This window comes from Nocardioides sp. HB32, assembly GCF_054058995.1.
In genome coordinates this window covers 3,011,698-3,034,946 of sequence record NZ_JBSSBS010000001.1, presented here as the reverse complement: position 1 = coordinate 3,034,946, position 23,249 = coordinate 3,011,698, and the positions used below count along the sequence as shown (strand labels likewise).

The 23,249-nt window shown below is 71.5% G+C and carries 29 protein-coding genes; 7 read left to right on the top strand and 22 right to left on the bottom strand.

Going from position 1 to position 23,249, the window contains the following annotated elements; genetic code table 11:
- Positions 1 to 35: 35 nt before the first annotated feature.
- A complete protein-coding gene (locus tag ACVW2K_RS15335; protein ID WP_457203106.1) occupies positions 36 to 770 on the top strand; it encodes a hypothetical protein in 735 nt (244 codons plus the stop codon).
- A 35-nt stretch (positions 771 to 805) separates the two neighbouring features.
- A complete protein-coding gene (gene serB, locus ACVW2K_RS15330; RefSeq protein WP_036571183.1) occupies positions 806 to 2,020 on the top strand; it encodes a phosphoserine phosphatase SerB in 1,215 nt (404 codons plus the stop codon).
- A 133-nt stretch (positions 2,021 to 2,153) separates the two neighbouring features.
- Here serB and ACVW2K_RS15325 read toward each other — a convergent pair whose 3' ends face one another.
- Genes ACVW2K_RS15325 through ACVW2K_RS15310 form a run of 4 tightly spaced genes read right to left on the bottom strand, consistent with a single transcriptional unit; the run spans position 2,154 to position 4,429 of the window.
- On the bottom strand, positions 2,154 to 2,666 hold the full coding sequence (locus ACVW2K_RS15325; RefSeq protein ID WP_457203105.1) for a SixA phosphatase family protein: 513 nt from the start codon (positions 2,664 to 2,666) through the stop codon (positions 2,154 to 2,156).
- Positions 2,663 to 3,445, bottom strand: a complete 783-nt coding sequence (gene fabI / locus ACVW2K_RS15320) for an enoyl-ACP reductase FabI (RefSeq protein WP_457203104.1) — start codon at positions 3,443 to 3,445, stop codon at positions 2,663 to 2,665. The genes ACVW2K_RS15325 and fabI overlap by 4 nt, the downstream gene beginning before the upstream one ends.
- Position 3,446: 1 nt before the next feature.
- Complete coding sequence (fabG, locus tag ACVW2K_RS15315) at positions 3,447 to 4,178, bottom strand: 3-oxoacyl-ACP reductase FabG (RefSeq protein ID WP_197025371.1); 732 nt, start codon at positions 4,176 to 4,178, stop codon at positions 3,447 to 3,449.
- A 38-nt stretch (positions 4,179 to 4,216) separates the two neighbouring features.
- On the bottom strand, positions 4,217 to 4,429 hold the full coding sequence (locus tag ACVW2K_RS15310; protein ID WP_028638364.1) for a dodecin: 213 nt from the start codon (positions 4,427 to 4,429) through the stop codon (positions 4,217 to 4,219).
- A 30-nt stretch (positions 4,430 to 4,459) separates the two neighbouring features.
- Here ACVW2K_RS15310 and ACVW2K_RS15305 point away from each other — a divergent pair, with 30 nt between their 5' ends.
- Positions 4,460 to 4,792 carry a DUF3099 domain-containing protein gene (locus ACVW2K_RS15305; protein ID WP_457203103.1) on the top strand — a complete coding sequence of 111 codons (333 nt, stop codon included), beginning with the start codon at positions 4,460 to 4,462 and terminating at the stop codon, positions 4,790 to 4,792.
- Between the two features lie 133 nt (positions 4,793 to 4,925).
- On the top strand, positions 4,926 to 5,114 hold the full coding sequence (locus tag ACVW2K_RS15300; RefSeq protein WP_028638365.1) for a hypothetical protein: 189 nt from the start codon (positions 4,926 to 4,928) through the stop codon (positions 5,112 to 5,114).
- A gap of 28 nt (positions 5,115 to 5,142) precedes the next feature.
- Here ACVW2K_RS15300 and moaA read toward each other — a convergent pair whose 3' ends face one another.
- On the bottom strand, positions 5,143 to 6,138 hold the full coding sequence (moaA, locus tag ACVW2K_RS15295; RefSeq protein WP_028638366.1) for a GTP 3',8-cyclase MoaA: 996 nt from the start codon (positions 6,136 to 6,138) through the stop codon (positions 5,143 to 5,145).
- Positions 6,139 to 6,182: 44 nt separating this feature from the next.
- Here moaA and ACVW2K_RS15290 point away from each other — a divergent pair, with 44 nt between their 5' ends.
- On the top strand, positions 6,183 to 7,151 hold the full coding sequence (locus ACVW2K_RS15290; RefSeq protein ID WP_457203102.1) for an SURF1 family cytochrome oxidase biogenesis protein: 969 nt from the start codon (positions 6,183 to 6,185) through the stop codon (positions 7,149 to 7,151).
- On the opposite strand, the gene ACVW2K_RS15285 is transcribed toward ACVW2K_RS15290, so the two are convergent.
- From ACVW2K_RS15285 to ACVW2K_RS15265, 5 genes are read right to left on the bottom strand one after another with little or no spacing between them, the layout of a single operon-like run.
- Positions 7,037 to 7,783: an SDR family oxidoreductase gene (locus ACVW2K_RS15285; protein ID WP_457203101.1), complete on the bottom strand. Its 747-nt coding sequence runs from the start codon at positions 7,781 to 7,783 to the stop codon at positions 7,037 to 7,039. The two genes, ACVW2K_RS15290 and ACVW2K_RS15285, sit on opposite strands and share 115 nt — an antisense overlap.
- A complete protein-coding gene (locus ACVW2K_RS15280; protein ID WP_457204076.1) occupies positions 7,768 to 9,648 on the bottom strand; it encodes an ABC transporter ATP-binding protein in 1,881 nt (626 codons plus the stop codon). The genes ACVW2K_RS15285 and ACVW2K_RS15280 overlap by 16 nt, the downstream gene beginning before the upstream one ends.
- Before the next feature lie 22 nt (positions 9,649 to 9,670).
- Positions 9,671 to 10,459: an enoyl-CoA hydratase/isomerase family protein gene (locus tag ACVW2K_RS15275; RefSeq protein WP_457203100.1), complete on the bottom strand. Its 789-nt coding sequence runs from the start codon at positions 10,457 to 10,459 to the stop codon at positions 9,671 to 9,673.
- A gap of 31 nt (positions 10,460 to 10,490) precedes the next feature.
- Positions 10,491 to 11,210 (bottom strand): maleylpyruvate isomerase N-terminal domain-containing protein, encoded by a 720-nt coding sequence (locus ACVW2K_RS15270; RefSeq protein ID WP_457203099.1) that lies wholly within the window; start codon positions 11,208 to 11,210, stop codon positions 10,491 to 10,493.
- A 33-nt stretch (positions 11,211 to 11,243) separates the two neighbouring features.
- Positions 11,244 to 12,842, bottom strand: coding sequence for an ABC-F family ATP-binding cassette domain-containing protein (locus ACVW2K_RS15265; RefSeq protein WP_028638371.1), 1,599 nt, complete (start codon positions 12,840 to 12,842; stop codon positions 11,244 to 11,246).
- 93 nt (positions 12,843 to 12,935) lie between these two features.
- On the opposite strand from ACVW2K_RS15265, the gene ypfJ reads away from it, so the two are divergent.
- On the top strand, positions 12,936 to 13,859 hold the full coding sequence (gene ypfJ, locus ACVW2K_RS15260; protein ID WP_457203098.1) for a KPN_02809 family neutral zinc metallopeptidase: 924 nt from the start codon (positions 12,936 to 12,938) through the stop codon (positions 13,857 to 13,859).
- On the opposite strand, the gene ACVW2K_RS15255 is transcribed toward ypfJ, so the two are convergent.
- Positions 13,856 to 14,761 carry a phosphotransferase gene (locus tag ACVW2K_RS15255; protein ID WP_457203097.1) on the bottom strand — a complete coding sequence of 302 codons (906 nt, stop codon included), beginning with the start codon at positions 14,759 to 14,761 and terminating at the stop codon, positions 13,856 to 13,858. The two genes, ypfJ and ACVW2K_RS15255, sit on opposite strands and share 4 nt — an antisense overlap.
- 10 nt (positions 14,762 to 14,771) lie before the next feature.
- Positions 14,772 to 14,957: a hypothetical protein gene (locus ACVW2K_RS15250; RefSeq protein ID WP_457203096.1), complete on the bottom strand. Its 186-nt coding sequence runs from the start codon at positions 14,955 to 14,957 to the stop codon at positions 14,772 to 14,774.
- A 150-nt stretch (positions 14,958 to 15,107) separates the two neighbouring features.
- On the opposite strand from ACVW2K_RS15250, the gene ACVW2K_RS15245 reads away from it, so the two are divergent.
- Positions 15,108 to 15,449, top strand: coding sequence for a MarR family transcriptional regulator (locus ACVW2K_RS15245; RefSeq protein ID WP_197025372.1), 342 nt, complete (start codon positions 15,108 to 15,110; stop codon positions 15,447 to 15,449).
- Here ACVW2K_RS15245 and ACVW2K_RS15240 read toward each other — a convergent pair.
- From ACVW2K_RS15240 to ACVW2K_RS15195, 10 genes are all read right to left on the bottom strand, one after another.
- Entirely contained in the window at positions 15,446 to 15,943 is a 498-nt protein-coding gene (locus ACVW2K_RS15240; protein ID WP_457203095.1) for a metallophosphoesterase family protein, read from the bottom strand. The two genes, ACVW2K_RS15245 and ACVW2K_RS15240, sit on opposite strands and share 4 nt — an antisense overlap.
- Positions 15,940 to 16,545: an acVLRF1 family peptidyl-tRNA hydrolase gene (locus ACVW2K_RS15235; protein WP_457203094.1), complete on the bottom strand. Its 606-nt coding sequence runs from the start codon at positions 16,543 to 16,545 to the stop codon at positions 15,940 to 15,942. Before ACVW2K_RS15235 ends, ACVW2K_RS15240 begins: the two co-directional genes overlap by 4 nt.
- Positions 16,546 to 16,593: 48 nt before the next feature.
- Complete coding sequence (locus ACVW2K_RS15230; protein ID WP_028638376.1) at positions 16,594 to 16,968, bottom strand: metal-sulfur cluster assembly factor; 375 nt, start codon at positions 16,966 to 16,968, stop codon at positions 16,594 to 16,596.
- Positions 16,961 to 17,416, bottom strand: coding sequence for a Fe-S cluster assembly sulfur transfer protein SufU (gene sufU / locus ACVW2K_RS15225; RefSeq protein ID WP_457203093.1), 456 nt, complete (start codon positions 17,414 to 17,416; stop codon positions 16,961 to 16,963). Before sufU ends, ACVW2K_RS15230 begins: the two co-directional genes overlap by 8 nt.
- 3 nt (positions 17,417 to 17,419) lie before the next feature.
- Positions 17,420 to 18,670 carry an aminotransferase class V-fold PLP-dependent enzyme gene (locus ACVW2K_RS15220; RefSeq protein ID WP_028638378.1) on the bottom strand — a complete coding sequence of 417 codons (1,251 nt, stop codon included), beginning with the start codon at positions 18,668 to 18,670 and terminating at the stop codon, positions 17,420 to 17,422.
- 2 nt (positions 18,671 to 18,672) lie between these two features.
- The gene (gene sufC / locus ACVW2K_RS15215; protein ID WP_457203092.1) at positions 18,673 to 19,431 is read right to left on the bottom strand and encodes a Fe-S cluster assembly ATPase SufC; all 759 of its coding nucleotides are present in this window, start codon (positions 19,429 to 19,431) and stop codon (positions 18,673 to 18,675) included.
- Positions 19,428 to 19,763, bottom strand: a complete 336-nt coding sequence (locus ACVW2K_RS15210) for a non-heme iron oxygenase ferredoxin subunit (RefSeq protein WP_028638380.1) — start codon at positions 19,761 to 19,763, stop codon at positions 19,428 to 19,430. Before ACVW2K_RS15210 ends, sufC begins: the two co-directional genes overlap by 4 nt.
- Positions 19,763 to 20,944, bottom strand: a complete 1,182-nt coding sequence (gene sufD / locus ACVW2K_RS15205) for a Fe-S cluster assembly protein SufD (protein ID WP_036570855.1) — start codon at positions 20,942 to 20,944, stop codon at positions 19,763 to 19,765. The genes ACVW2K_RS15210 and sufD overlap by 1 nt, the downstream gene beginning before the upstream one ends.
- A 144-nt stretch (positions 20,945 to 21,088) precedes the next feature.
- On the bottom strand, positions 21,089 to 22,507 hold the full coding sequence (gene sufB, locus ACVW2K_RS15200) for a Fe-S cluster assembly protein SufB (protein WP_028638382.1): 1,419 nt from the start codon (positions 22,505 to 22,507) through the stop codon (positions 21,089 to 21,091).
- A complete protein-coding gene (locus tag ACVW2K_RS15195; RefSeq protein WP_028638383.1) occupies positions 22,507 to 23,211 on the bottom strand; it encodes a helix-turn-helix transcriptional regulator in 705 nt (234 codons plus the stop codon). Before ACVW2K_RS15195 ends, sufB begins: the two co-directional genes overlap by 1 nt.
- Between the last annotated feature and the right edge of the window lie 38 nt (positions 23,212 to 23,249).

Sequence of the window (23,249 nt, the reverse complement as noted above, 5' to 3'; positions counted from 1 at the left end):
CGCCGGTACGACGCTCGCGCGTATCCTCGGCGGCCGTGACAACCGTGCTGCCCGCCTCCGCGCGCCTGGCCTGGTGGGGCACGGCCTGGCTGCGCGGGCACGCCGTCCCCGACCTCGTGCTGGACGCCGTCATCGGCGAGGACGCCACCCACGTCGTGGTGGGTCTGCCGGAGAGCGACGGCACCGCGACGCTCGTGCAGGGACTGGCCGCGCTGCGCCGGCGTGGGGCGACGGGCTTCGGGGCGGCGTTCCCGGCCGAGGGCGACCCGGTCGGCCTCGGCGGGCCGGCTGAGTTCAACCGGGACGCGCTCGAGGTGGGTGAGGCGGTCCTCGTCGACGGAACCGGACTCGGGCTGGTCCCGGGTCGCACGGGCGCGGCGGTGGTCTGGACGGTGCAACCGGCCGGGCGCCGCCAGCTGCCGGACGTCGGCGAGGCCGACCGGACCCTGCGCAGCGGCCTGCTGGAGACGGCGCAGGCGCTGGCCGACCTCGACGTCGCACGCTGGCGTCCGGAGGTCGCCGACCGGCTACTGGACCTGCGGCACCGGGAGGCGGTCGACGCGCCGGACGGCGTCCCCACCCGGTGCGTCGAGCTCGCCGCACGGGCACTCCAGGCGACCGCGATCGTCGAGCTCGCGCTCGAGGACGACGGCGGCGCGCTCTCGGCGTACGAGATCCAGCAGCGGCGGGCCGCGCTCGTCCCGCTCGAACGGGCCGGACGAGGGGCACTGACCGCGGCCTGCTCTCCCGAGGTGTGGCCGCCGCACTGAGCGCGGGCCGGCCGGACGATAGCCTCGCGACCGAGATGACTGAAGCGAAGCCGGAGACCCTCCTCATCACGCTCAGCGGCAAGGACCGCCCCGGCGTGACCTCGTCGGTGTTCACCGCGCTGTCAGGTGTCGGGGTCGAGGTGCTCGACATCGAGCAGATCGTGCTGCGTGGCCGGCTGATCCTCGGCGTGCTGGTCACCGCACCCCGCAACGTCCGCCGGGCCACCGATGCGGTGCAGGCGACGGCGCAGCAGCTCGGCATGACCGTCGACGTCGAGAGCGGTGTCGGCGACAACCGGTCGCGCGGGTCCGGACGATCCCACGTGACCGTGATCGGCGCGCCCCTGCGCGCTTCCGCCATGGCCGCGGTCGCCGGCCGGATCGCCGACTCCGGTGCCAACATCGACCGCATCGAGCGGATGGCGCGCTACCCGGTCACCGCGATCGACCTGCACGTCAGCGGGGCCGACACCGAGGTGCTGCGCTCGGTGCTCGCGGTCGAGGCGGCTCGGCAGTCCATCGACATCGCCGTGCAGCCCGCGACCCTGCTGCGGCGCGGCACCCGGCTGATCGTCATGGACGTCGACTCGACCCTCATCCAGGGCGAGGTGATCGAGATGCTCGCCGCCCACGCGGGGTGCGAGGCCGAGGTCGCGAAGGTCACCGAGGCCGCGATGCGCGGCGAGATCGACTTCGAGGAGTCGCTCCTCGCGCGGGTGGCGCTGCTGGAGGGGGTGCCCGAGATGGCGCTCGACGAGGTGTACGACGCGATCGTGCTCGCCCCGGGTGCACGGACCATGGTGCGGACCCTGCGCCGGCTCGGCTACCGGTTCGCCATCGTCTCGGGCGGGTTCTCCCAGATCGCCGACCGGCTGGCCGCCGACCTGGGCATCCACTTCGCGCGCGCCAACGAGCTGGAGATCGTGGACGGCCGGCTCACCGGCCGGATCGTCGGTCCCGTCGTGGACCGGGCCGGTAAGGCCGCGGCGCTGCGCGAGTTCGCCGCCGAGATCGGCGTGCCCGACGCCGCGGTGATCGCGATCGGCGACGGCGCGAACGACCTCGACATGCTGAACGCGGCCGGCCTCGGCATCGCGTACAACGCCAAGCCCCTGGTCCGCGACGCCGCGGACACCGCGGTGAACGTGCCGTACCTCGACACGATCATGTACCTGCTCGGGATCAGCCGCGAGGAGGTCGAGGCCGCCGACGCGGAGGTGGGCATCGTGACGCCGGCGCCGCCGGTCTAGGCGCCTTCGTCCCGGGTTCACCAGGGGATCCCGTCGAACCGGCACTTCCCACGGCCTGCCCGCCGTGGGAAGTGCGAGCTTCAACGGAGACCATGGTGAAGCGACAGCCGTCGGTCAGCCGCGAGCCCGCGACTCAGCCGCGACCCACGTGGTAGCCGACCAGCCGGACGACCCCCTCGGCGAGGTCGGCCCAGGAGCCGTCGTAGGAGAAGACGGCCGTCGCGCTGGTCGGGAAGCCGCTGAGCAGCTCGTTCTCGAGCTCCGGGTCGCCCTCGCCGTCGCCGAGCAGCTGGGCGAGGGAGGCCATCGTCGGGTTGTGGCCGATCACCACGAGCGCCTGCACCGCGTCGTCCACCCGCGTGATCAGGTCGACCACCGTGTCGGGCTCGGCGGCGTACAGGCCGCGGTCGACGTCGGGTGCCAGGTCCCAGCCGCCGCCCTCGGTGAGCGACGCCCACGTCTCCCGGGCGCGGGTCGCGGCCGACACGAGGGCCCGGTCGGGCGTGAATCCCTGCCGTGCGAGCCAGGCGCCCGCGTCCGCGGCATCGGCGCGGCCGCGGGGGGTGAGCGCACGCTCGAAGTCGGTCGGCCCGCCCTGCTCGGCCTTCGCGTGGCGCACCACCACCAGGCGGCGACTCACGCTCACGCCCCCATCGCGTGGAACCCGCCGTCCACGTGGACGATCTCGCCGGTGGTGGCCGGGAAGAAGTCCGACAGCAGAGCGCACACGGCCTTCGCGGTGGGCGTCTGGTCGGTGTTGTCCCAGCCGAGGGGCGACCGGTCGCTCCACATCGCCTCGAGGTCCTCGAACCCCGGGATCGCCTTCGCGGCCAGCGTCTTGAGGGGTCCCGCGGACACGAGGTTGACCCTGATCCCCTCGGGTCCCAGGTCACGCGCGAGGTAGCGCGAGCAGGACTCCAGCCCGGCCTTCGCCACGCCCATCCAGTCGTACGCCGGCCAGGCGACGGTCGCGTCGAAGGTCAGCCCGACGACCGAACCGCCGCCGGGCATCAGCGGCCGACAGGCCTGGGTCAGCGACATCAACGAGTACGCCGAGACCTGGACGGCCTGCGCGACGTCCGGCCACGGACCGGTGAGGAACTTGCCGCCGAGAAGCGTCTCCGGGTTGCCGTAGGCGATCGAGTGTACCACCCCGTCGAGCCCGGCGTCCGGGCCCAAGTGCTCGCGCACCTGGTCGGCGAGGCCGGCGAGATGCTCCTCGTCGGTCACGTCCAGCTCCAGCACCGGCGGCTCGACGGGCAGCCGCCTCGCGATCCGGCGGGTGATGCCGAGCGCGCGACCGAAGTTCGAGATGAGGACGGTCGCGCCCTGCTCCTGCGCGACCTTCGCGGTCGCGAAGCCGATCGAGGAGTCCATCGTCACACCCGCGACGAGGATGCGCTTGCCCTCGAGGATTCCACTCATGTCAGTGCCCCATTCCGAGTCCACCGTCGACCGGGATGACCGCCCCGGTGACGTACGCCGCGCCGGGGCCGGTCAGCCACAGCACCGTCTCCGCGATCTCGTCGACCGCGCCGTACCGGCCCAGCGGCACCTGCGCGAGGATCGCGGTCTTCTGCTCGTCGCTGAGCACGCCCGTCATGTCGGTGTCGATGAAGCCCGGCGCGACGACGTTCGCGGTGATCGACCGGGATCCCAGCTCGCGAGCGATCGAGCGGGCCATGCCGACCAGGCCGGCCTTGGAGGCCGCGTAGTTGACCTGCCCCGCCGAGCCGAGCAGTCCGACGACCGAGGAGATGAAGACGATCCGGCCCCGCCGGAGCCGGAGCATCCCCTTGGAGGCGCGCTTGGCGAGCCGGAAGGAGCCCGTCAGGTTGGTGTCGATCACCGTCGACCAGTCCTCGTCGGACATCCGCAGCATCAGGGTGTCGGCGGTGATGCCGGCGTTGGCGACCAGCACCTCCACGGGCCCGTGCGCCTCCTCGATGGTGGCGAACGCCGCCTCCACCTGGGCCGGATCAGTGATGTCGCACCGGACGTCGAGCGCGCCGTCGGGGGCGCCGCCACTGCGTGTGGTGACGGCGACCTGGTCGCCGTTGCGCACGAAGGCCTCCGCGATGGCGCGACCGATGCCGCGGTTGCCGCCGGTCACCAGGACCGACCTGGGCTCCTGGGCCGTGCTGTCTCCTGGGCTCACGTCACGTGACGCTAGCGACTACCGCCGAGTACGGGGAATCAATCATCCTCGAGACGGAAGCCGACCTTCATGCCGACCTGGAAGTGCTCGACGGTCCCGTCCTTCACCTGCCCCCGGACCTGGGTGACCTCGAACCAGTCGAGATGGCGCAACGTGCGGCCGGCCCTCTCGACGCCGTTGCGGATGGCCTCGTCGATGCCGTCGGGCGAGGTGCCGACGATCTCGGTCACTCGGTAGGTGCGATTCGTCATGGTCCGACACTACCGACGTACGATGGATCAATGGCCCGAGACCTTCGTCGGAAGCAGGACGAGGCGGTCCGCATCACGACGGCCTCGTCGAGCCGTGACGCCGACATCGCGGCGCGCCAGCGCCGGTACGTCGTGTCGATGGGCATCCGCACGGTCTGCTTCGTGGCCGCCATCGTCGCGGCGCTCGCCGGCCTCGGCTGGCTGTGGCCGATCTTCATCGCGGGGGCGCTGGTCCTGCCGTACGTCGCGGTGGTGATGGCCAACGCGACCGCATCGAGATCCGACGGGTTCGAGCTCCGGGACGGTCAGTTCGGACGACCCGAGCTGGAATCCGGCGCGGATCCGTCGGAGGAGCGCGACTGACACGCTTGGACTCCGAACCGCCGCGTGACAGAATCTCCCGCGCGAGCCGAGTCTCCCCCGTCTCGGTTCGCAGCGGTGCCGGACGGCTTCCCCCGTGGCTGTCCGGCACCGCTCATTCCCCAGGAAGGTGCACATGAGCGAGCCCGCCATCTGCTCCGCGAAGGGCTGCCAGGAGCCGGCCGTGTGGGAGCTGCTGTGGAACAACCCCAAGCTGCACACGCCGGACCGCCGCAAGACCTGGCTCGCCTGTGACGAGCACCGCCAGTCCCTCTCCGACTTCCTCGCCGCGCGCCAGTTCCTGAAGGACGTCGTCCCGCACTGAGCGTCGGGAAGACCTTCCGGACGGTGTCCTAGCCGCCGATGGCGGACATCGGCCGGTCGGGCTGGAGGAACGTCGGGTCGTCGATCCCGTGCCCGGCGCGCTTGCCGGCCATCGCGACCAGCCAGCGGTCCGCGAGCTCCTCGTCGGTGGCCCCCGACCGCAAAGCCCCGCGGAGATCGGACTCCTCGCGGGCGAACAGGCAGTTGCGGACCTGGCCGTCGGCGGTGAGCCGGACCCGGTCGCAGTCGCCGCAGAACGGCCTCGTGACGCTGGCGATCACGCCGACCGTCGCCGGTCCACCGTCGACGAGGAAGAGCTCGGCGGGCGCGCTCCCCCGCGGCTCGGACGCCGGCGAGAGCGAGAACTCCGCCTCGAGCCGCGCGAAGATCTCGTCCGCGGTGACCATCCCGTCGCGGCTCCAGCCGTGCTGGGCGTCCAGCGGCATCTGCTCGATGAACCGGAGCTGGTAGCCCTCGGCGACCGCCCAGCGCAGCAGCTCCGGCGCCTCGGCATCGTTCACGCCGCGCAGCAGGACGGCGTTGACCTTGACCGGGCCGAGCCCTGCCTCCCGAGCCGCCGCCAGCCCGGCGAGCACGTCGTGGAGCCGGTCGCGCCGGGTGATCGTGCGGAACGACTCCCGCCGGACGCTGTCCAGGCTGACGTTCACCCGGTCGAGGCCCGCCTCGGCGAGGGCGTGCGCGGTCCTCGCCAGGCCGAGGGCGTTCGTGGTCAGCGACGTCTCCACCCCGAGCGCGCTGGTCCGCCTGACGATGTCGAGGAGGCCGCGGCGTACCAGCGGCTCACCACCGGTGAAGCGGACCTCGCGCACGCCGAGCAGCTCGACGCCGATCCGGACCAGCCGGACGACCTCGTCGTCGGTGAGCACCTCGTCGGTCGGCAGCCAGTCCAGGCCTTCGGCGGGCATGCAGTAGGAGCAGCGCAGGTTGCAGCGGTCGGTCAGCGACACGCGCAGGTCGGTGGCGACCCGGCCGAACCGGTCCTCGAGGCTCCTCGTCTGCACCACCCCTGCAGTCTAGGCGAGCGCTGGGCGCCGGATAGCCTCGACGGGTGCGGTCGTTCCGGTTCCTGCTGAGTCGGCGGTGGCTGCTGTTCGCACTGATCGTGGTCGTGCTGTGCTACGCCACCTGGTGGCTGGGCGAGTGGCAGTTCCACCGCCTCGCCGACCGCAAGGCCAGCAATGCCATCATCCGCGCCAACGAGGACCGCGCCCCCGCTCCCGTCGCCGACGTCCTCGCGCCCGGGGCGGCGGTGCCGGACCGGGACGAGTGGCGGCTGGTGACGGCCACCGGCAGCTACGACACCGACGACACCGTGGTCGTCCGCTACCGCACCCGCGACGGGCAGTCGGGCGTGGACGCCGTGGTCCCCCTGGTCACCGCCGACGGAACCGCGCTGCTGGTGGACCGCGGCTGGATGGCCGCCGACAACCAGGGGACCAGCCCGACCGACCTGCCCGAGCCGCCCGCCGGCGACGTCACGGTCGAGGGTTGGGTGCGCGCGGACGCGAGCGGCGACAGCACCGCCGTCGAGGACCACTCGACGCGGGCCGTCTCCAGCGAGGAGATCGGCCAGGTCATCGACCGCCCGGTGTTCGGCGGGTTCGTCGAGCTGCACTCCGAGGACGGCCACGCCGCCGAGGGGCTGGAGCCCGTGGAGCTGCCGGAGCTGGACAACGGTCCGCACTTCTTCTACGGCCTGCAGTGGTGGTTCTTCGGCCTGCTGGCGATCACCGGATTCCTCTACCTCGCGTGGGACGAGTGGCGCAGCCGCAGCCGCGGCGAGGAGTCGACCCGCGAGAAGGTCACGGACGAGCGCAAGCAGCGGCGCGCGGAGAAGAACGCCAAGAAGCAGGCGGTACGCGCGGCGTACCAGCGCGCCTACGAGCAGGAGCGGCAGGAGCGTCAGAGCGCGCGCAGCATGCCGCCGTCGACCGGCACCATGGCGCCGGAGACGAACGACGCCGCCGGCGAGAGCACGAACGCCGCGACGCGGCCGAACTCCTCCGGCTCGCCGTAGCGGCCGAGCGGGATCGTCCGCACCGCGGCCGCCCGCGCGGCCTCGGGGTCGTCAGCGGCGGCGTCCAGCTCGGCGACCCGCTCGGTGCCGACCCGCCCGGGCAGCAGCCCGTTCACGCGGACGCCTGCCGGGCCGAGCTCGTCAGCGAGCGTCTTCGCCACCATCGCGAGGCCCGGGCGCAGGCCGTTGGAGATCGCCATGTCCGCGAGCGGGGCGCGCACGCTGGAGGAGAGCACGAACGCGAGCGACCCACCCGACGGGAGCGCCCGGCCGATCTCCCGACCGAGCCGCACGGCGCCCAGGAACACCGACGAGAACGCCGTCGTCCACTGTTCGTCGGTGATCGCGGTGACCGGGCCCTTCGGCGGGCCACCGACGCTCACCAGTGCGCCGTCCACGCGACCCCATCGCTCATGGGCGGCGTCGAGGAGCCGCTGCGGGGTGGCCGTGTCGGCGTTGTCGGCGACCACGATCTCGACGGAGTCGCCGCGGGCGGCGGCCAGCGTCTCCTCGGTCCGGCCCGAGAGCACCACCCGGGCACCCTCGGCGACCAGCACGTCGGCGGTCGCCCGGCCGAGCCCGCGCGCGCCGCCGGTGACCAGGTAGACACGGTCGGTCAGGCCGAGGTCCACACGTCCTCCGACGGGGTCTCCATGAACTGGGTCCGGTAGAGGTCGGCGTACAGCCCACCCTCCGCGAGCAGCTCCGCGTGGGTGCCGCGCTGCACGACCCGGCCCTCGTCGACGACGAGGATCTGGTCGGCGTTGCGGACCGTCGACAGCCGGTGCGCGATCACCAGCGACGTCCGGCCTTCCAGGGCGGCGTCGAGCGCCCGCTGCACGGCGGCCTCGGACTCGCTGTCCAGGTGTGCCGTGGCCTCGTCGAGCACCACGATCGCCGGCGCCTTGAGCAGCAGCCGGGCGATCGCGAGCCGCTGTCGCTCCCCACCGGACAGCCGGTAGCCGCGGTCGCCGACGACGGTGTCGAGGCCGTCCGGCAGGCTGCGGACGAGTGCGGCGATCTGTCCCGCCTCGAGGGCCGCCCAGATGTCCTCGTCGGTGGCGCCGGGACGGGCGTAGAGCAGGTTCGCGCGGATCGTGTCGTGGAACATGTGGGCGTCCTGGGTGACGTAGCCGACCACGTCCTCCAGCGACTGCAGGGTCACGTCGCGGACATCGTGCCCGCCGACGCGCACGGCTCCTCCCCCGACGTCGTACAGCCGCGCGACCAGGTGCGTGATGGTGGTCTTGCCGGCGCCGGACGGGCCGACGAGGGCCACCATCCGCCCCGGCTCAGCGGTGAAGGTGATGTCGGAGAGCACCGGGCCGCTGTCGCGGGAGTCGGCGCGCGCGATGACCTCGAGGGACGCCAGCGAGATCTCGTCGGCGCGCGGGTAGGAGAACGCGACGTGGTCGAACTCGAGCCGCGAGGCGGTCGGGGCGAGCGCAACCGCGCCGGGCTTCTCCTCGATCAGCGAGGGCAGGTCGAGGACCTCGAAGACCCGCTCGAAGCTGACCAGGGCCGTCATCACGTCGATGCGGACGTTGGACAGCCCCTGGAGCGGGCCGAGGAGCCGGACGAGCAGGGTCGCGAGCGCGAGCAGGGTGCCGACGGTCAGCGACCCGTCGAGGGCGAGGTGACCGCCCACGCCGTACACGAGCGCGGTCGCCAGCGCCGGCACCGCGAGCATGGCCGCCATGAAGACGCGCTGGACGAGCGCGATCCGAACACCGAGGTCACGGACGACGGATGCCCGGGTCGCGAACGTGCGGTCCTCCTCCTCGCGACGCCCGAAGAGCTTGAGGAGCATCGCGCCCCCGACGTTGAAGCGCTCGGTCATCACGTTGCCCATGTCGGCGTTGCCGTCCATCTGCTGGCGGGTCAGCCCCGCCAGCCGGCTGCCGACCCAGCGCGAGCTGAGGTACAGCACCGGGAACAGCACGAGGCAGAGCAGGGTGATCTGCCAGCTCAGGGCCAGCATCGCGACACCGACGACCGCCACCGAGATCGCGTTGGAGACCGTGCCGGACAGCGTGGAGGTGAAGGCGCGCTGGGCGCCGATCACGTCGTTGTTGAGGCGCGAGACCAGGGCACCGGTCTGCGTCCGGGTGAAGAAGGCCAGCGACTGGCGCTGCACGTGTGCGAAGACCTCGGTGCGCAGGTCGTAGATGAGCCCCTCGCCGATGCGGGAGGAGAGGTAGCCGATGAGCACCGTCAGGACCGCGTCGACGACCGCGACCGCCGCCATAGCGAGCGCGAGCACCGTGACCAGCCCGCCGTCACCGGCCAGGATGCCGTCGTCCACGATCCGCTGCACGAGCAGCGGGGAGACGACCACCAGGCCGGCGTCGATGACGGTCAGCAGCAGGAAGAGGACGATCAGGGGACGGTGTGGGAGGGCGTAGGCGAACACGCGGCGCACGGTGCCGCGCGCCAGACGCTGCTGCGCGGCACTGCGGTCGGCGCGCAGGGACCGGAACGCCGGTCCCATCCCCATCCCTGACACGAGCCCTCCTCCGTCACTGTCCCATCAACGCTGCGAGCTCCCGGAACCGCCGGGTCTGTGCTTCCCGCTCGAGGCGCCGCTGCTCCTCGAGGCTCCGCTCGGAGGCCCCCTGCAGCAGCGCCTTGGTCTCGGTGACCGCGCCGGCCAGCGGTGCGGTCATGGCGCCGACGAGATCCGCGACGGTCGCGTCCAGCTCCCCGGCAGGTACGGCGGCGAGCGCGAGCCCGATGTCCACGGCCTCGGCTGCGCCGACCATCCGTGCGGTCGCACAGATCTCCAACGCCCTGGCGTATCCAACGCTCTCGACGAGCGGCTTTGTTCCCGTCAGGTCTGGCACCAGCCCGAGCGCTGACTCCTTCATGCAGAGCTGCGCGTCGTCCGCGAGCACGCGGAGGTCGCAGGAGAGGGCCAGCTGGAAGCCGGCGCCGATCGCGTAGCCCTGGACCGCGGCGATCGACACGAACCGCGGGTCGCGCAGGAACGTGAAGCCCTGCTGGTAGGCGTCGATGGTCGCCGACACCTCCTCGTCGGAGAGGCCGAGCAGGTCCGCGACCGACTCCTGGTCACCGGAGCTGGTCGGGTCGAGCATCGCGCGGTCGAGTCCGGCGGAGAACGAGTGGCCCTCGCCCCGCACGACGACCACGCGGACCTCGTCGGGGATCGAGGCGCCCAGCTCGGCGAGCGCGCGCCACATCGTCGGCGTCTGCGCGTTGCGTACGTCGGGGCGGTGCAGCGTGATCGTGGCGACGGGGCCGGTCACGTCGTACCTCAGCCCGGCCTGCTCGAGGGTGGTGTCGTCCATACCCGGAACCCTAGGGTGCGCCCCGTCGCCCTCAGCCGAGGGCCGGTAGTCGCTCCCCGACGGCACCCAGGCCGTCGGGGACCGGGAGCCGTCCGGCACCGATCAGCACCGCCTCCTCGGCGCTCGCTGCCGGCAGCGGGCCGCCGGCGAGCGCCTCGATCGTCGCGCGGGTCAGGGAGAGCGCGCTGTCCGGGACGGGCTCCTCGCTCAGCAGGTCGAGCTGGTGGATCGCGTCCTCGACGGCCCAGATCGTGAGGAAGTCACCAACCGCGAAGACGTGGCCCTGCCAGAGGTAGGAGGCGTCGGCCAGGCCGGCACAGCCGCGCTGGACCGCCGCCGCGACGTCGTTGAGCTCGGCTCGCGCCGAGGCCGGCCGCGCGAAGGCCGCGGTGCGGCGACGTTGCGACATCAGGGGTGCGACGGGGTCGTCCTGGCGGTACTCGGCGGCGAACGCTGGCCAGTACGACGCCGCGTCGACGGTCGGCGCCCGGTCGACGACCGAGACCATGCCGCCGAGCATCTCCTGCCAGCCCGCGATGACGTGCACGACGACGTCCAGCCGTGTCCACCCGTGGCAGCGCGACGCCCCGAGCAGCTCCCACTCGTCGAAGCCGTCGACCGCCCGGACGAACGACGTCACCGACTCGGCGAACGCGCGGCGGCCGGTCTCGGCGTCCACGCTGAGGTCCACATTGGGGTCCACGTCGGGGTCGACGTCGGGGTCGACGTCGGGGTCCACGCTCGGGTCCATGGAAGGACCCTAGGACGCGGCGCCGACAACGGCTCAGGCCAGCGACACCAGGTCGGCGTACTCCGCGTTCCAGAGGTCCTCGACGCCGTCGGGCAGGATCAGCACCCGGTCCGGCTCGAGCGCCATGACCGCGCCCTCGTCGTGGGTCACCAGGACGATCGCGCCCTCGTAGCTGCGGATCGCGGCGAGCACCTCCTCGCGCGAGGCGGGGTCGAGGTTGTTCGTGGGCTCGTCGAGGAGCAGCACGTTCGCGCTGGAGACGACGAGCGCCGCCAGCGCCAGCCGGGTCTTCTCCCCGCCCGAGAGCACCTTGGCGGGCTTGTGCGCGTCCTCGCCCGAGAAGAGGAACGAGCCGAGCACGGACCTCGCCTCGGTGTCGGTGAGCTGCGGCGCGGAGCTCTGCATGTTCTCCAGCACCGTGCGCTCGACGTCGAGGGTCTCGTGCTCCTGGGCGTAGTAGCCGATCTTGAGCCCGTGCCCGGGCAGCACGGCGCCGGTGTCCGGCTGGTCGACGCCGGCCAGGATGCGCAGCAGCGTGGTCTTGCCGGCGCCGTTCAGGCCCAGGATCACCACGCGGGAGCCCTTGTCGATGGCCAGGTCGACGTCGGTGAAGACCTCGAGCGATCCGTACGACTTCGACAGCTCGGCGGCGGTCAGCGGCGTCTTGCCGCAGGGCGCTGGCGCGGGGAACTTGATCCGGGCGACCTTGTCGGCCTGCCGCTCCCCCTCGACGCCGGCCATCAGCTTCTCGGCCCGCTTCAGCATCGACTGCGCGGCCTGGGCCTTCGTGGCCTTCGCGCGCATCTTGTTCGCCTGGTCGGTGAGCGTCTTCGCCTTGTTCTCGGCGTTCATCCGCTCCCGCTTGCGGCGCTTCTCGTCGGTCTCGCGCTGGGTGAGGTACGCCTTCCAGCCCATGTTGTAGACGTCGATCTCGCCGCGGTTCGCGTCCAGGTGCAGCACCCGGTTGACCGTCGCCTCGAGCAGCGCGTTGTCGTGGCTGATCACGATCAGCCCGCCCTTGTGCGCCCGGAGGAACTCGCGCAGCCAGACGATCGAGTCCGCGTCGAGGTGGTTGGTCGGCTCGTCGAGCAGGAGCGTCTCGGCGCCGGAGAACAGGATCCGGGCGAGCTCGACGCGACGGCGCTGGCCGCCGGACAGCGTCTTCAGCGACTGGGCGAGCAGCCGGTCCTCGATGCCGAGGCTGTGCGCGATCTGCGCCGCCTCCGACTCCGCGGCGTACCCGCCCCCGGCGTGCAGCTCCGCGTCGGCGCGCTCGTAGCGCCGCATCGCCCGCTCCCGGACCTTGACGTCGTCGCTCCCCATCTCGGTCTCGGCCTGACGGAGCCGGCGTACGGCGTCGTCGAGGCCGCGCGCCGACAGGATCCGGTCGCGGGCCAGCACCTCGGGGTTGCCGATCCGCGGGTCCTGCGGGAGGTAGCCGACCTCGCCGGTCGTCTGGACGGTTCCCGAGGCGGGCAGCGCCTCGCCGGCCAGGATCTTCGTGAGCGTGGTCTTGCCGGCACCGTTGCGCCCGACGAGACCCACCTTGTCGCCGGCGGCGACGCGGAAGCTGACGTTCTCCATGAGCAGACGCGCGCCAGCACGGACTTCCAGCTGGTGGGTGGTGATCATGAGGGTCCGAAGTCTAGATGTGGGTACGGTCCTCCCTGACATCGGCGAACATCGGCGGACGGCGCCGGACATCGGCACAGGCGTGGAGGTCGGATGCGGTTCAACCCGAAGGCGCGGCTGAACACGCGGCGGATGGGCGACGCGGGTCGCTCGGGAGCGGCCGGCGGCGGTGGCGGCGGCATGCCGATCCCGGGCGGTCTCGCCGCCGGAGGAGGCGTCACGGGACTGATCATCGTCGTGGCGATCATCGCGATCAGCATGTGGGCCGGCGGGGGCTCCTCCTCGAGCGGGTACGACGACTCGCGGATGTCGGACACCGGCCGCTACGAGCATTGCAAGACGGGCGAGGACGCCAACAACGACCCCGACTGTGCCCGCGTGGCGGTCGAGAACTCGCTCTACGACTACTGGTCGGACACGCTCCCCGCGCAGTCGTCGGCGTCGTTCACCCCGGAGAAGAAGGTGGAGACCTTCAGCGGCGGCATCGGCACCGGCTGCGGGCAGGCCACCTCGGACGTCGGGCCGTTCTACTGCCCGAACGACCAGGTCATCTACCTCGACACGACCTTCTTCGACGACGTGCTTGAGAAGCAGCTGGGCGGGCCGAGCGGCGCGTTCGTGGAGCCGTACGTGATCGCCCACGAGTACGGGCACCACATCCAGAACCTGCTCGGCACCATGGCGAAGGTCAAGACCCAGCAGGGCCCGCACAGCGACAGCGTGAAGCTCGAGCTGCAGGCGGACTGCTACGCCGGCATGTGGGCCCACTCCGCGACCACGACCCAGGACGAGGACGGCAACGTGCTGATCTCCGACCTGACCCAGCAGGACATCCAGGAGGCCATCGACGCGGCCACCGCCGTCGGCGACGACCGGATCCAGCAGAGGTCCGGCGGTGGCGTCGACTCCGACTCGTGGACGCACGGCTCCTCGCAGGAGCGCGTGCAGTGGTTCCGGACCGGCTACGACCAGGGCACGCTCCAGGCGTGTGACACGTTCGCTCCCGGAGCCGTCTAGGAGACGAGCGCCTCGATGTGCTGGAACTGCCGCTGCAACGCGCGCAGATGCGGGGCCACGGACGGGTGGCGGTACTTCCCCGCGAGCGCGCCCTCGCCCCCGGCGACCCGGGCCAGGGCCCACTCGGCCCGGTTCAGCACCGTGTAGACGGCGGTGATCCGCGCACCGAGCGTCACCTCGTCGCGGGTGGCGAGGCCCTCGGGCATGCCCATCAGGTACGCGTCGAGCAGTGGCTCGAGCTCCTCACGGGCGGCGAGCGCGTAGTAGCCGAGGTCCGAGCCGACCGAGCCGGTGCCGAGCATCGCCCAGTCGATCGCGACCACCTCGTCACCCTCCCGCCCCGGCAGGTTCGCGGGTACGGCGTCGCCGTGGGTCGGGACCTGCACGAGTGCGTCGGCGGCGGCGAGGAGCTCGGCGCGGCGCGACCAGAGGACGTCGGCGACGTCCGCGACCGTCGTCCGTGCGAGGGTCCGCCAGCCGCCGTGCCGCTCGACCCGGGTCATCCGGTCCCGGAGCAGGTTCCTGGCCAGCCACGGCGCCGGCGCGAGGTGCCCGCCGGCGAACCGGCCCAGCGCGTGCGCCACGAACAAGCCGCTGGTGGCGGCGTCCTCGACCCACTCCTGGGTGATCGTAACGCCCTCCGGGTCCTCCTCCACCGCGCCGAGCGCCGGAGCGCGGAGGCCAGGGGTGTCCACCACGAGCCCGGCGGTGATCACGTCGGCGGGACGGCGCCAGTACGCGAAGTGCCGCGGGCTGGAGAGCTCGGGCGGGTCACCCTCGACGGGCGCGGCGATCCGCTTGACGACCACGGCCTGGTCCCCGAGCACCGTGCGCCACACGCCGACCGTCGAGCCACCGGAGCCGCCGGGAATCGCGACCCACCCGGGCTTGGGCTGCCACATGGCTCGCACGTTAGTGCAGGTCACGCCGCCGGAAGGCGTACTGGCCCGCGACACTCAGGAGCGCCGCGACCACGGCCAGGCCCGCCACCGCCGCCCGGTCGACGCTCTGGGCCGGCACCAGGGCGAGGTGCTCGAACGGCGAGAGGTCCAGCACCCACTGCGGGATCGACAGCAGGTCGCCGAAGAGCATCACCACCGCGGCGAGCGCGAGCGGGAGCCACGCGGCGACCCTCAGTCGCGGCGCGACGCCGTACAGGAGACGGGCGACGCCGCTGAGGACCAGGACGGCCGGGACGTACTGGAGCTGCGGGGCCGACAGCCGCCACAGCTCGTCGACGACGGCCGGATGACCTCGGCAGAGCTCGTCGAGGCGCTCGCGATCAGCCCCGCAGCGGTCTCGGGCGCCGTGCGGGTGCTGGAGCAGCTGGGCTGGACCCGGCGCGAGCGGGAGCGCGGCACCCGTCGCGACGTCTACGTCGTGGACGACGACGCCTGGCGCAGCGCGCTGCTCCAGGGCGACCGGACCTACGAGGCGATCGAGGTGGCGTTCGCGGCGGCCGCGGCGGTCGCCGCGCCCGAGGCGAAGGACCGCCTGGACCTGTCCCGGGAGTTCCTGGTGTTCGTGCGTGAGGAGCTGGTGGCGATTGCGGCGCGCTGGGACGAGCGGAAGCGCGAGCTCGGCCACTAGGACAGGCGGTGCAGCACGACCTCACCCAGCCGCCCGCCATCGACCGTGGCGGTCATGTAGGTGCAGTACGGCTGGCGGCGCCGGTCCGTCGGCGAGCCCGGGTTGAGCAGGCGCAGGCCGGTGGCCGCGGTGGTGTCCCACGGGATGTGGCTGTGGCCGAACACGAGCACGTCGACCTCGCCGTACGCCGACGCGCAGCGACGCTCGCGCCCGTCCCGCCCACCAGTCTCGTGGACGACGGCCAGGCGCAGCCCGTCGATGTCCGCACGTGCGACCTCGCGGAGACGCTCGCGCAGGGCGGGTCCGTCGTTGTTTCCGTAGCAGGCGACCAGCCGGCGCGCCCGCGCCTCGAGGTCGTCGAGCAGTGCCACGTCGACCCAGTCACCGGCGTGGACGACCACGTCCGCCGCGTCGACCGCGTGCCACACCTCGACCGGGAGGTCGCGCGCCCGTCGGGGCACGTGCGTGTCGGCGAGCAGCAGCAGGCTCGTCATGCGTTGTGCACCTCCACCTGCGCGGACTGCGCGTCGGCGACGGCCTGCTCCAGGACGCCGCGACGCGGGTCGGGCACGGCGAGCCACGGCTCGACCGGGGTCAGCGCACGCAGCCTCGGATCGGTGAGCACCTCCTCGACCGCCGGCCGGTCGCCACCGGTGACGAGCGGTCCGCGCAGGTCACCGATGATGCGGGCCGCGTGGTCCGCCGCTGCCTCGTAGGCCTGCCGCGCCTGGTTGTCCCGGCGGCGTGCGAACCGCTGCTGGCTCTGGCCCCCGGCCTTGGTCCGGCCCTGGACGTGTCGCTGCCCGACCTTGCTCTCCGTGATCGTCGCGCCGTGCAGCCGGGCGACCGCGAAACCGCCCTTCCGCACGAGCAGCACCCCCCAGTCCTCGGGCAGGTGCATCTCAGCCCGGAACGCAGCCGGGTCCGGGACCCCGTCGTACCGCCGATCGAACGGCAGCCGCGCCGCGAACGTCGACCCGTCCTCCGCCGCGCCGGTCAGGGCGCCGCCCACCACCCGGAGCCCGGTCTCGCCGTGCCGCCCCCGGAAGTTGACGACCCACCTCTCGAACCGGTCGGCGGGCACGAGCACAGGCATGCCGAGACGCTAGCCGAGCCCCCGGTCGAAACGTCGGGGACTCGACCCTCAGACGTTGAAGCCGAGGGCGCGCAGCTGCTCGCGACCGTCGGGGGTGATCTTGTCGGGGCCCCACGGCGGCATCCAGACCCAGTTGATCGCGACGTCGTTGACCAGGCCCTCGAGGGCGCCGTTGGTCTGGTCCTGGATCACGTCGGTGAGCGGGCACGCCGCGGAGGTGAGCGTCATGTCGATGACGCAGTTGGAGCCCTCGTCGAGGTGCACGCCGTAGACGAGGCCGAGGTCGACCACGTTGATACCGAGCTCGGGGTCGACGACGTCCTTCATCGCCTCGGTGACGTCGTCCACGGACACGGTGGAGACGCCGCCACCGCCGGACGGGGCGGCCTCGGGGACGTCGGGAAGGTCAGAGTGGTCAGGCATGAGAGGTCTCCTCCAGGGATCGGGCGGTGGCGTCCTTCCAGGCCATCCACGACAGTAGTGCGCACTTCACGCGCGCCGGGAACTTCGCGACGCCGGCGAACGCGATGCCGTCCTCCAGGACGTCCTCGTCCGGCACCACGGTGCCCTTGCCCTGCATCAGGGTCAGGAACTCCTCGTGGATCGACATCGCCTCCTCGACGGGCTTGCCGATGACGAGGTCGGTCAGCACCGAGGCCGACGCCTGTGAGATCGAGCAGCCCACGGCGTCGTACGACACGTCCTCGACCTTGCCGCCGGCGACGTGGACGCGCAGCGTCACCTCGTCACCACAGGTCGGGTTCACGTGGTGCACCTCGGCCTCGAAGGGTTCGCGCAGGCCCTTGTGGTGCGGGTTCTTGTAGTGGTCCAGGATGATCTCCTGGTACAGCGCGTCGAGCTCTTGAGTCATCGATCAGCCCAACCTGAAGTACGAACGGGTGTATTCCAGGCCATCCACCAGCGCGTCGATCTCCGCGGGCGTCGTGTAGAGGTACGACGACATCCGGGTCGAGCTCTGCACCCCGAACCGGGCGTGCGCGGGCTTCGCGCAGTGGTGGCCGGCCCGGACCGCGACGCCGCGCGAGTCCAGCACCTGCGCGACGTCGTGCGGGTGCACGCCGTCGATCTCGAAGGAGATCGCTCCCCCGCGCTCCGCCGCGTCCGGCGGCCCCAGCACGGTCAGCCCGGGCACGGTGGCCAGGCCCTCGAGGGCGTACGCCGTGATGGTCTGCTCGTGCCGGTGGATCGCGTCCATGCCGATGTGCGACAGGTAGTCCACCGCCGCACCCAGGCCGACGGCCTCGACGATCGGCGGCGTGCCGGCCTCGAAGCGGTGGGGCGCCGAGGCGTACGTCGAGCGGGCCATCGTCACCGTCTCGATCATCTCGCCGCCGCCGTGGAACGGCGGGAGCTGGTTGAGCAGCTCCTCCCGGCCCCACAGCACGCCGATGCCGGTCGGTCCTACGGTCTTGTGGCCGGTGAAGACCAGGAAGTCGCAGCCGGTCGCGGCCACGTCGACCGGCAGCTGCGGCGCGGCCTGGGAAGCGTCGATGACGGAGTAGGCACCGAACGCCCGGGCGCGCGCCACGAGGTCGCTCACCGGGTTGATCGTGCCGAGCATGTTGGAGACCCAGGTGAAGGCCACCACCTTGGTGTGCTCGTCGATGAGGGCGTCGGCGTTCGACAGGTCGAGCCGGCCGTCGTCGGTGAGCCCGAACCAACGCAGCTCGGCGCCCGACCGCTCGCAGGCCAGCTGCCACGACACGATGTTGGAGTGGTGCTCCATCTCGGTGATCACGACGTTGTCGCCGGGGCCGAGCTCGATGGTGCGCGCCAGCAGGTTCAGCGCCTCGGTGGCGTTCTTGGTGAACACCACCTCGTTGCGCGAGCGCGCGTGCAGGAAGGCAGCCACCTTGTCGCGAGCCGCCTCGAACGCCTCGGTCGACTCCGCGCCGAGGGTGTGCATCGCACGGGCGACGTTCGCGTTGTGCCGCTCGAGGTGGTCGACCATCGTGTCGATGACGACCTGCGGCTTCTGCGAGGTGTTGGCGCTGTCGAGGTAGACCAGCGGCAGGCCGCCTGCGAGGGTCCGCTCGAGGATCGGGAAGTCGGCGCGGATCACCTCCAGCTCGGGGAGGAGTCCGGGCAGCTGCGTGGTCGTCATGCTCAGACCGCCGCCGTGAGGTACTTCTCGTAGCCGTTGGCCTCGAGCTCCTCGGCGAGCTCCGCGCCGCCGGACTCGGCGACCTTGCCGTCGACGAACACGTGCACGAAGTCGGGCTCGATGTAGCGCAGGATCCGGGTGTAGTGCGTGATCAGCAGGACGCCCTTGCCCTCCTGGGCACGGAACCGGTTGACCCCCTCGGACACGACCTTCAGCGCGTCGATGTCCAGGCCCGAGTCGGTCTCGTCGAGGATCGCGACCTTCGGGTTCAGCAGCTCGAGCTGGGCGATCTCGTGACGCTTCTTCTCACCACCGGAGAAGCCCTCGTTGACCGAGCGGGTCCCGAACGTCGGGTCGAGGTTGAGCTGCTGGAGCGCGGTGTTGACGTCCTTGACCCAGGTCCGGAGCTTGGGGGCCTCGCCGTCGAGCGCGGTCTTCGCGGTGCGCAGGAAGTTCGACACCGAGACGCCGGGCACCTCGACGGGGTACTGCATGGCCAGGAACAGCCCGGCCCGTGCGCGCTCGTCGACCGACATCGCGAGGACGTCCTCGCCGTCGAGGGTCACGGTGCCGCCGGTCACGGTGTACTTCGGGTGTCCCGCGATGGAGTAGGCCAGGGTCGACTTGCCGGACCCGTTCGGTCCCATGATCGCGTGGGTCTCGCCGTCCTGGATGGTCAGCGTGACGCCCTTGAGGATCTCCTTGGGACCGTCGTCGGTGCTCACCGACACCTGCAGGTCCTTGATCTCCAGCTTGCTCATGAGGGGGTGACTCCGTTCAGGGTGGTGGTGGTGTCGACGTACACGTCCGCACCGCGGATCTCGACGGCGAACGTCGCGACGGGTTCGGTGGCCGGGAGGCCGGTGGGCTTGCCGGTGCGCAGGTCGAAGCGCGAGCCGTGCAGCCAGCACTCGACCGTGCAGTCCTCGACCTCGCCCTCGCTCAGCGCCACGGCGGCGTGGGAGCAGAGGTCCTGGATCGCGAAGACCTCGTCCTCGTGCCGGGCGATGGCCACGTCGTAGCTACCGACCGTGACGCCGAGCGCCTCGTCGGTGGGTACGTCGCCCAGCGCGCATGCCTTCTCGAAGGCCATCAGTCGAAGTCCTTCAGGACGTTCTTCGCCAGCTCCGCCTCGACGGTCTCGAGCAGCTGGTCCTCGATCGAGGGGATGCCGACCCTGCGGATCAGGTCGTTGAAGAAGCCGTGCACCACGAGGCGCCGCGCCTCCTTCTCCGAGACGCCCCGCGAGCGCAGGTAGAACAGCTGCTCGTCGTCGAACCGCGCGGTCGCGGACGCGTGGCCCGCGCCCTCGATCTCGCCGGTCTCGATCTCGAGGTTCGGCACCGAGTCGGCCTGGCAGCCGTCGGACAGCACCAGGTTGCGGTTCTCCTCGTAGGTCTCGATGCCCTCCGCGACCTTGCGGATCAGCACGTTGCCGATCCAGACCGTGTGCGCGCCCTGACCCTGCAGCGCGCCCTTGTAGAGCACGTGGCTCTTCGTCTTGGGTGCGGTGTGGTCGGCGAACAGACGGTGCTCGAGATGCTGCCCCTGGTCCGCGAAGTACAGGCCGAGCAGCTCGGCGTCGCCGCCCGGGCCGGCGTACTCGACGTTCGCGTGCATGCGTACGACGTCGCCGCCGAACGAGATCGACGTGTGCTTGACGGTGGCGTCGCGGCCGACCCGGATCGCGTCGCGTCCGAGGTGGACCGCGTCGTCATCCCAGTCCTGGAGCGACAGGACGTTCGCGACCGCACCGTCGCCGACCAGCACGCTGGTGAGCGCGGAGTAGCGCGCGGACCCGGTGTGCACGATCGCAACCGTGGCCCGCGCATGCCGACCGACGCGGATCAGCAGCCGGCTCCAGACCAGGTCGTCGACCGACTCGCCGTGCAGGCGCAGCTCGATAGGCTCGCCGATCTCGGCGTCGGCCGGGACGTCGAGCAGCAGCGCCCCACCGGCGTTCGCGGCGGCGAGCGCGGACGGCCGGTCGTTCGGCGCGAGCTCACCGAGCTCCAGCGCCTGCTCGGCGGTGATCTCGGTGAGCGTGACGCCCTCCGGCAGCGTGGTCGTCCAGGTGAGCCCGGCGTCGGACGCCTCGCCGTCGAGGATCCCGCGCAGCCGCTTGAGCGGCGTGAAGCGCCAGATCTCCTCGCGGCCGTTCGGCAGCGGGTGGTCGGCCAGGTCGTAGGACCCGGGCGGGTTGAGGTGGCTCTCGGTCCTGGGCATCTCCAGGCCGGACGCCACGCTCTCGCGCGCCGTGTCAGTCACAGTCATCTAACTAGGTCTACTTTCTTTGCTACGTGCGGAAGGCCGAAGAACGACTCACCCGCGAACGAGAGAAGGGGGCCCGCGTGGCGGAGCGAAGCGACGACACGCGAGTCCGTGTGGGCCGGCGTGGCGGAGCGAAGCGACGACACGTCAGCCCACAGCCCCCTCCATCTGCAGCTCGATCAGTCGGTTGAGCTCGAGGGCGTACTCCATCGGGAGCTCCTTGGCGATCGGCTCGACGAACCCGCGGACGATCATCGCCATCGCCTCGTCCTGCTCCATGCCGCGCGACATGAGGTAGAAGAGCTGGTCGTCGGAGACCTTCGAGACGCTCGCCTCGTGACCCATGGACACGTCGTCCTCGCGGATGTCGACGTACGGGTAGGTGTCGGAGCGGCTGATCTGGTCGACCAGCAGCGCATCGCAGAGCACGTTGGACTTCGAGCCGTGCGCGCCCTCGTTGACCTGGATCAGGCCGCGGTACGACGTGCGCCCACCGCCCCGCGCCACCGACTTCGACAGGATCGAGGACGAGGTGTGCGGCGCCGCGTGCACCATCTTGGCGCCCGCGTCCTGGTGCTGGCCCTCGCCGGCGAACGCGATGGAGAGCGTCTCACCCTTGGCGTGCTCGCCCATCAGGTAGATGGCGGGGTACTTCATCGTCACCTTGGAGCCGATGTTGCCGTCGACCCACTCCATGGTCGCGCCGGCCTCGCAGGTCGCGCGCTTGGTGACGAGGTTGTAGACGTTGTTGGACCAGTTCTGGATGGTCGTGTAGCGGCACCGGCCGCCCTTCTTCACGATGATCTCCACCACCGCGGAGTGCAGCGAGTCGGAGCTGTAGATCGGCGCCGTGCAGCCCTCGACGTAGTGCACGTAGGCGTCCTCGTCGACGATGATCAGGGTGCGCTCGAACTGGCCCATGTTCTCGGTGTTGATCCGGAAGTAGGCCTGGAGCGGGATGTCGACGTGCACGCCCTTCGGCACGTAGATGAACGAGCCACCCGACCACACCGAGGTGTTCAGCGCGGCGAACTTGTTGTCGCCGACCGGGATGACGGTGCCGAAGTACTCCTTGAAGAGCTCCTCGTGCTCCTTCAGCGCCGTGTCGGTGTCGAGGAACAGGACGCCCTTCTCCTCGAGGTCCTCACGGATCGAGTGGTAGACGACCTCCGACTCGTACTGCGCGGCGACGCCCGCGACGAGGCGCTGCTTCTCCGCCTCCGGGATGCCGAGCTTGTCGTAGGTGTTCTTGATGTCCTCGGGGAGCTCCTCCCACGAGGTCGCCTGCTTCTCGCTCGAGCGGACGAAGTACTTGATGTTGTCGAAGTCGATGCCCGAGAGGTCGGAGCCCCAGTTCGGCATCGGCTTGCGGCCGAAGAGCTTCAGGCCCTTCAGGCGCAGGTCGAGCATCCACTGCGGCTCGCTCTTCTTCCCCGAGATGTCGCGTACGACGTCCTCGTTCAGGCCGCGCTTGGCGTCGGCACCCGCCACGTCGGCGTCCGCCCAGCCGAACTCGTAGCGGCCGATGCCCTGGAGCTCCGGGTTGAGTTCTTCGATCGAGGTCATCAGCTGACCCGCTCCTTCTTCTCGGTGGACTTCTCGGTGGGTGTGCTCGGGATGCAGGTGGTGCAGACCCCGTCGCCGTGGGCGATGGTGGCCAGGCGCTGCACGTGGCGGCCGAGGACCTGGCTGATCGCCTCCGTCTCCGCCTCGCACAACTGCGGGAACTCGTGGGCGACGTGGGAGACCGGGCAGTGCTGCTGGCACAGCTGCTCCCCCACCGGCAGGTCGCGCACCGACGCGGCGTACCCCTCGTCGGTGAAGATCCGGGCCAGCACCTCGGCCGACCCGAGCTCGGGGTGCTCCGCGCGGACGCCTTCGAACCGCTCCCCGATGAACGCCGCCCGGCGGACCGCGAATTCCCGGACCGCCTGGTCGCCACCGGTCTCGGCGAGGAAGCGGAGCGCCTGGACGGCGAGGTCGTCGTACTGCTGGTCGAAGCCGTCGCGGCCCGCCTCGGTCAGCGCGAACAGCTTGGCGGGACGCCCGCGACCGCGGTGGGCCTGGGTGCGCGGCTCGCGCGCCTCGAGGGACCCGTCGTCAAGCAGCTGGTCGAGGTGCCGGCGTACGGCGGCCGGGGTGAGGTCGAGCCGCTCGGCGAGCGCCGCGGCGGTCGAGGGGCCGTTGACGAGGATCGACCGGACGACGCGCTCACGCGTCGGCTGGTCATGCCCGGCTCCGCCGCGGGCGGGGACCTCGTCGAATTCCACAACACCAGTGTGCCGTTAATGCGCGGGCCCCTTCAAGG

What these genes read in the sequence shown, in the direction of transcription:
- serB (WP_036571183.1), top strand. Translation starts at nt 806, where the DNA reads ATGACTGAAGCGAAGCCGGAGACCCTCCTCATCACGCTCAGCGGCAAG.
- fabI (WP_457203104.1), bottom strand. Translation starts at nt 3,445, where the DNA reads ATGAGTGGAATCCTCGAGGGCAAGCGCATCCTCGTCGCGGGTGTGACG.
- ACVW2K_RS15310 (WP_028638364.1), bottom strand. Translation starts at nt 4,429, where the DNA reads ATGACGAATCGCACCTACCGAGTGACCGAGATCGTCGGCACCTCGCCC.
- ACVW2K_RS15305 (WP_457203103.1), top strand. Translation starts at nt 4,460, where the DNA reads ATGGCCCGAGACCTTCGTCGGAAGCAGGACGAGGCGGTCCGCATCACG.
- ACVW2K_RS15300 (WP_028638365.1), top strand. Translation starts at nt 4,926, where the DNA reads ATGAGCGAGCCCGCCATCTGCTCCGCGAAGGGCTGCCAGGAGCCGGCC.
- ACVW2K_RS15280 (WP_457204076.1), bottom strand. Translation starts at nt 9,648, where the DNA reads ATGGGGATGGGACCGGCGTTCCGGTCCCTGCGCGCCGACCGCAGTGCC.
- ACVW2K_RS15275 (WP_457203100.1), bottom strand. Translation starts at nt 10,459, where the DNA reads ATGGACGACACCACCCTCGAGCAGGCCGGGCTGAGGTACGACGTGACC.
- ACVW2K_RS15270 (WP_457203099.1), bottom strand. Translation starts at nt 11,210, where the DNA reads ATGGACCCGAGCGTGGACCCCGACGTCGACCCCGACGTCGACCCCGAC.
- ACVW2K_RS15265 (WP_028638371.1), bottom strand. Translation starts at nt 12,842, where the DNA reads ATGATCACCACCCACCAGCTGGAAGTCCGTGCTGGCGCGCGTCTGCTC.
- ypfJ (WP_457203098.1), top strand. Translation starts at nt 12,936, where the DNA reads ATGCGGTTCAACCCGAAGGCGCGGCTGAACACGCGGCGGATGGGCGAC.
- ACVW2K_RS15255 (WP_457203097.1), bottom strand. Translation starts at nt 14,761, where the DNA reads ATGTGGCAGCCCAAGCCCGGGTGGGTCGCGATTCCCGGCGGCTCCGGT.
- ACVW2K_RS15245 (WP_197025372.1), top strand. Translation starts at nt 15,108, where the DNA reads ATGACCTCGGCAGAGCTCGTCGAGGCGCTCGCGATCAGCCCCGCAGCG.
- ACVW2K_RS15240 (WP_457203095.1), bottom strand. Translation starts at nt 15,943, where the DNA reads ATGACGAGCCTGCTGCTGCTCGCCGACACGCACGTGCCCCGACGGGCG.
- ACVW2K_RS15235 (WP_457203094.1), bottom strand. Translation starts at nt 16,545, where the DNA reads ATGCCTGTGCTCGTGCCCGCCGACCGGTTCGAGAGGTGGGTCGTCAAC.
- ACVW2K_RS15230 (WP_028638376.1), bottom strand. Translation starts at nt 16,968, where the DNA reads ATGCCTGACCACTCTGACCTTCCCGACGTCCCCGAGGCCGCCCCGTCC.
- sufU (WP_457203093.1), bottom strand. Translation starts at nt 17,416, where the DNA reads ATGACTCAAGAGCTCGACGCGCTGTACCAGGAGATCATCCTGGACCAC.
- ACVW2K_RS15220 (WP_028638378.1), bottom strand. Translation starts at nt 18,670, where the DNA reads ATGACGACCACGCAGCTGCCCGGACTCCTCCCCGAGCTGGAGGTGATC.
- sufC (WP_457203092.1), bottom strand. Translation starts at nt 19,431, where the DNA reads ATGAGCAAGCTGGAGATCAAGGACCTGCAGGTGTCGGTGAGCACCGAC.
- ACVW2K_RS15210 (WP_028638380.1), bottom strand. Translation starts at nt 19,763, where the DNA reads ATGGCCTTCGAGAAGGCATGCGCGCTGGGCGACGTACCCACCGACGAG.
- sufD (WP_036570855.1), bottom strand. Translation starts at nt 20,944, where the DNA reads ATGACTGTGACTGACACGGCGCGCGAGAGCGTGGCGTCCGGCCTGGAG.
- sufB (WP_028638382.1), bottom strand. Translation starts at nt 22,507, where the DNA reads ATGACCTCGATCGAAGAACTCAACCCGGAGCTCCAGGGCATCGGCCGC.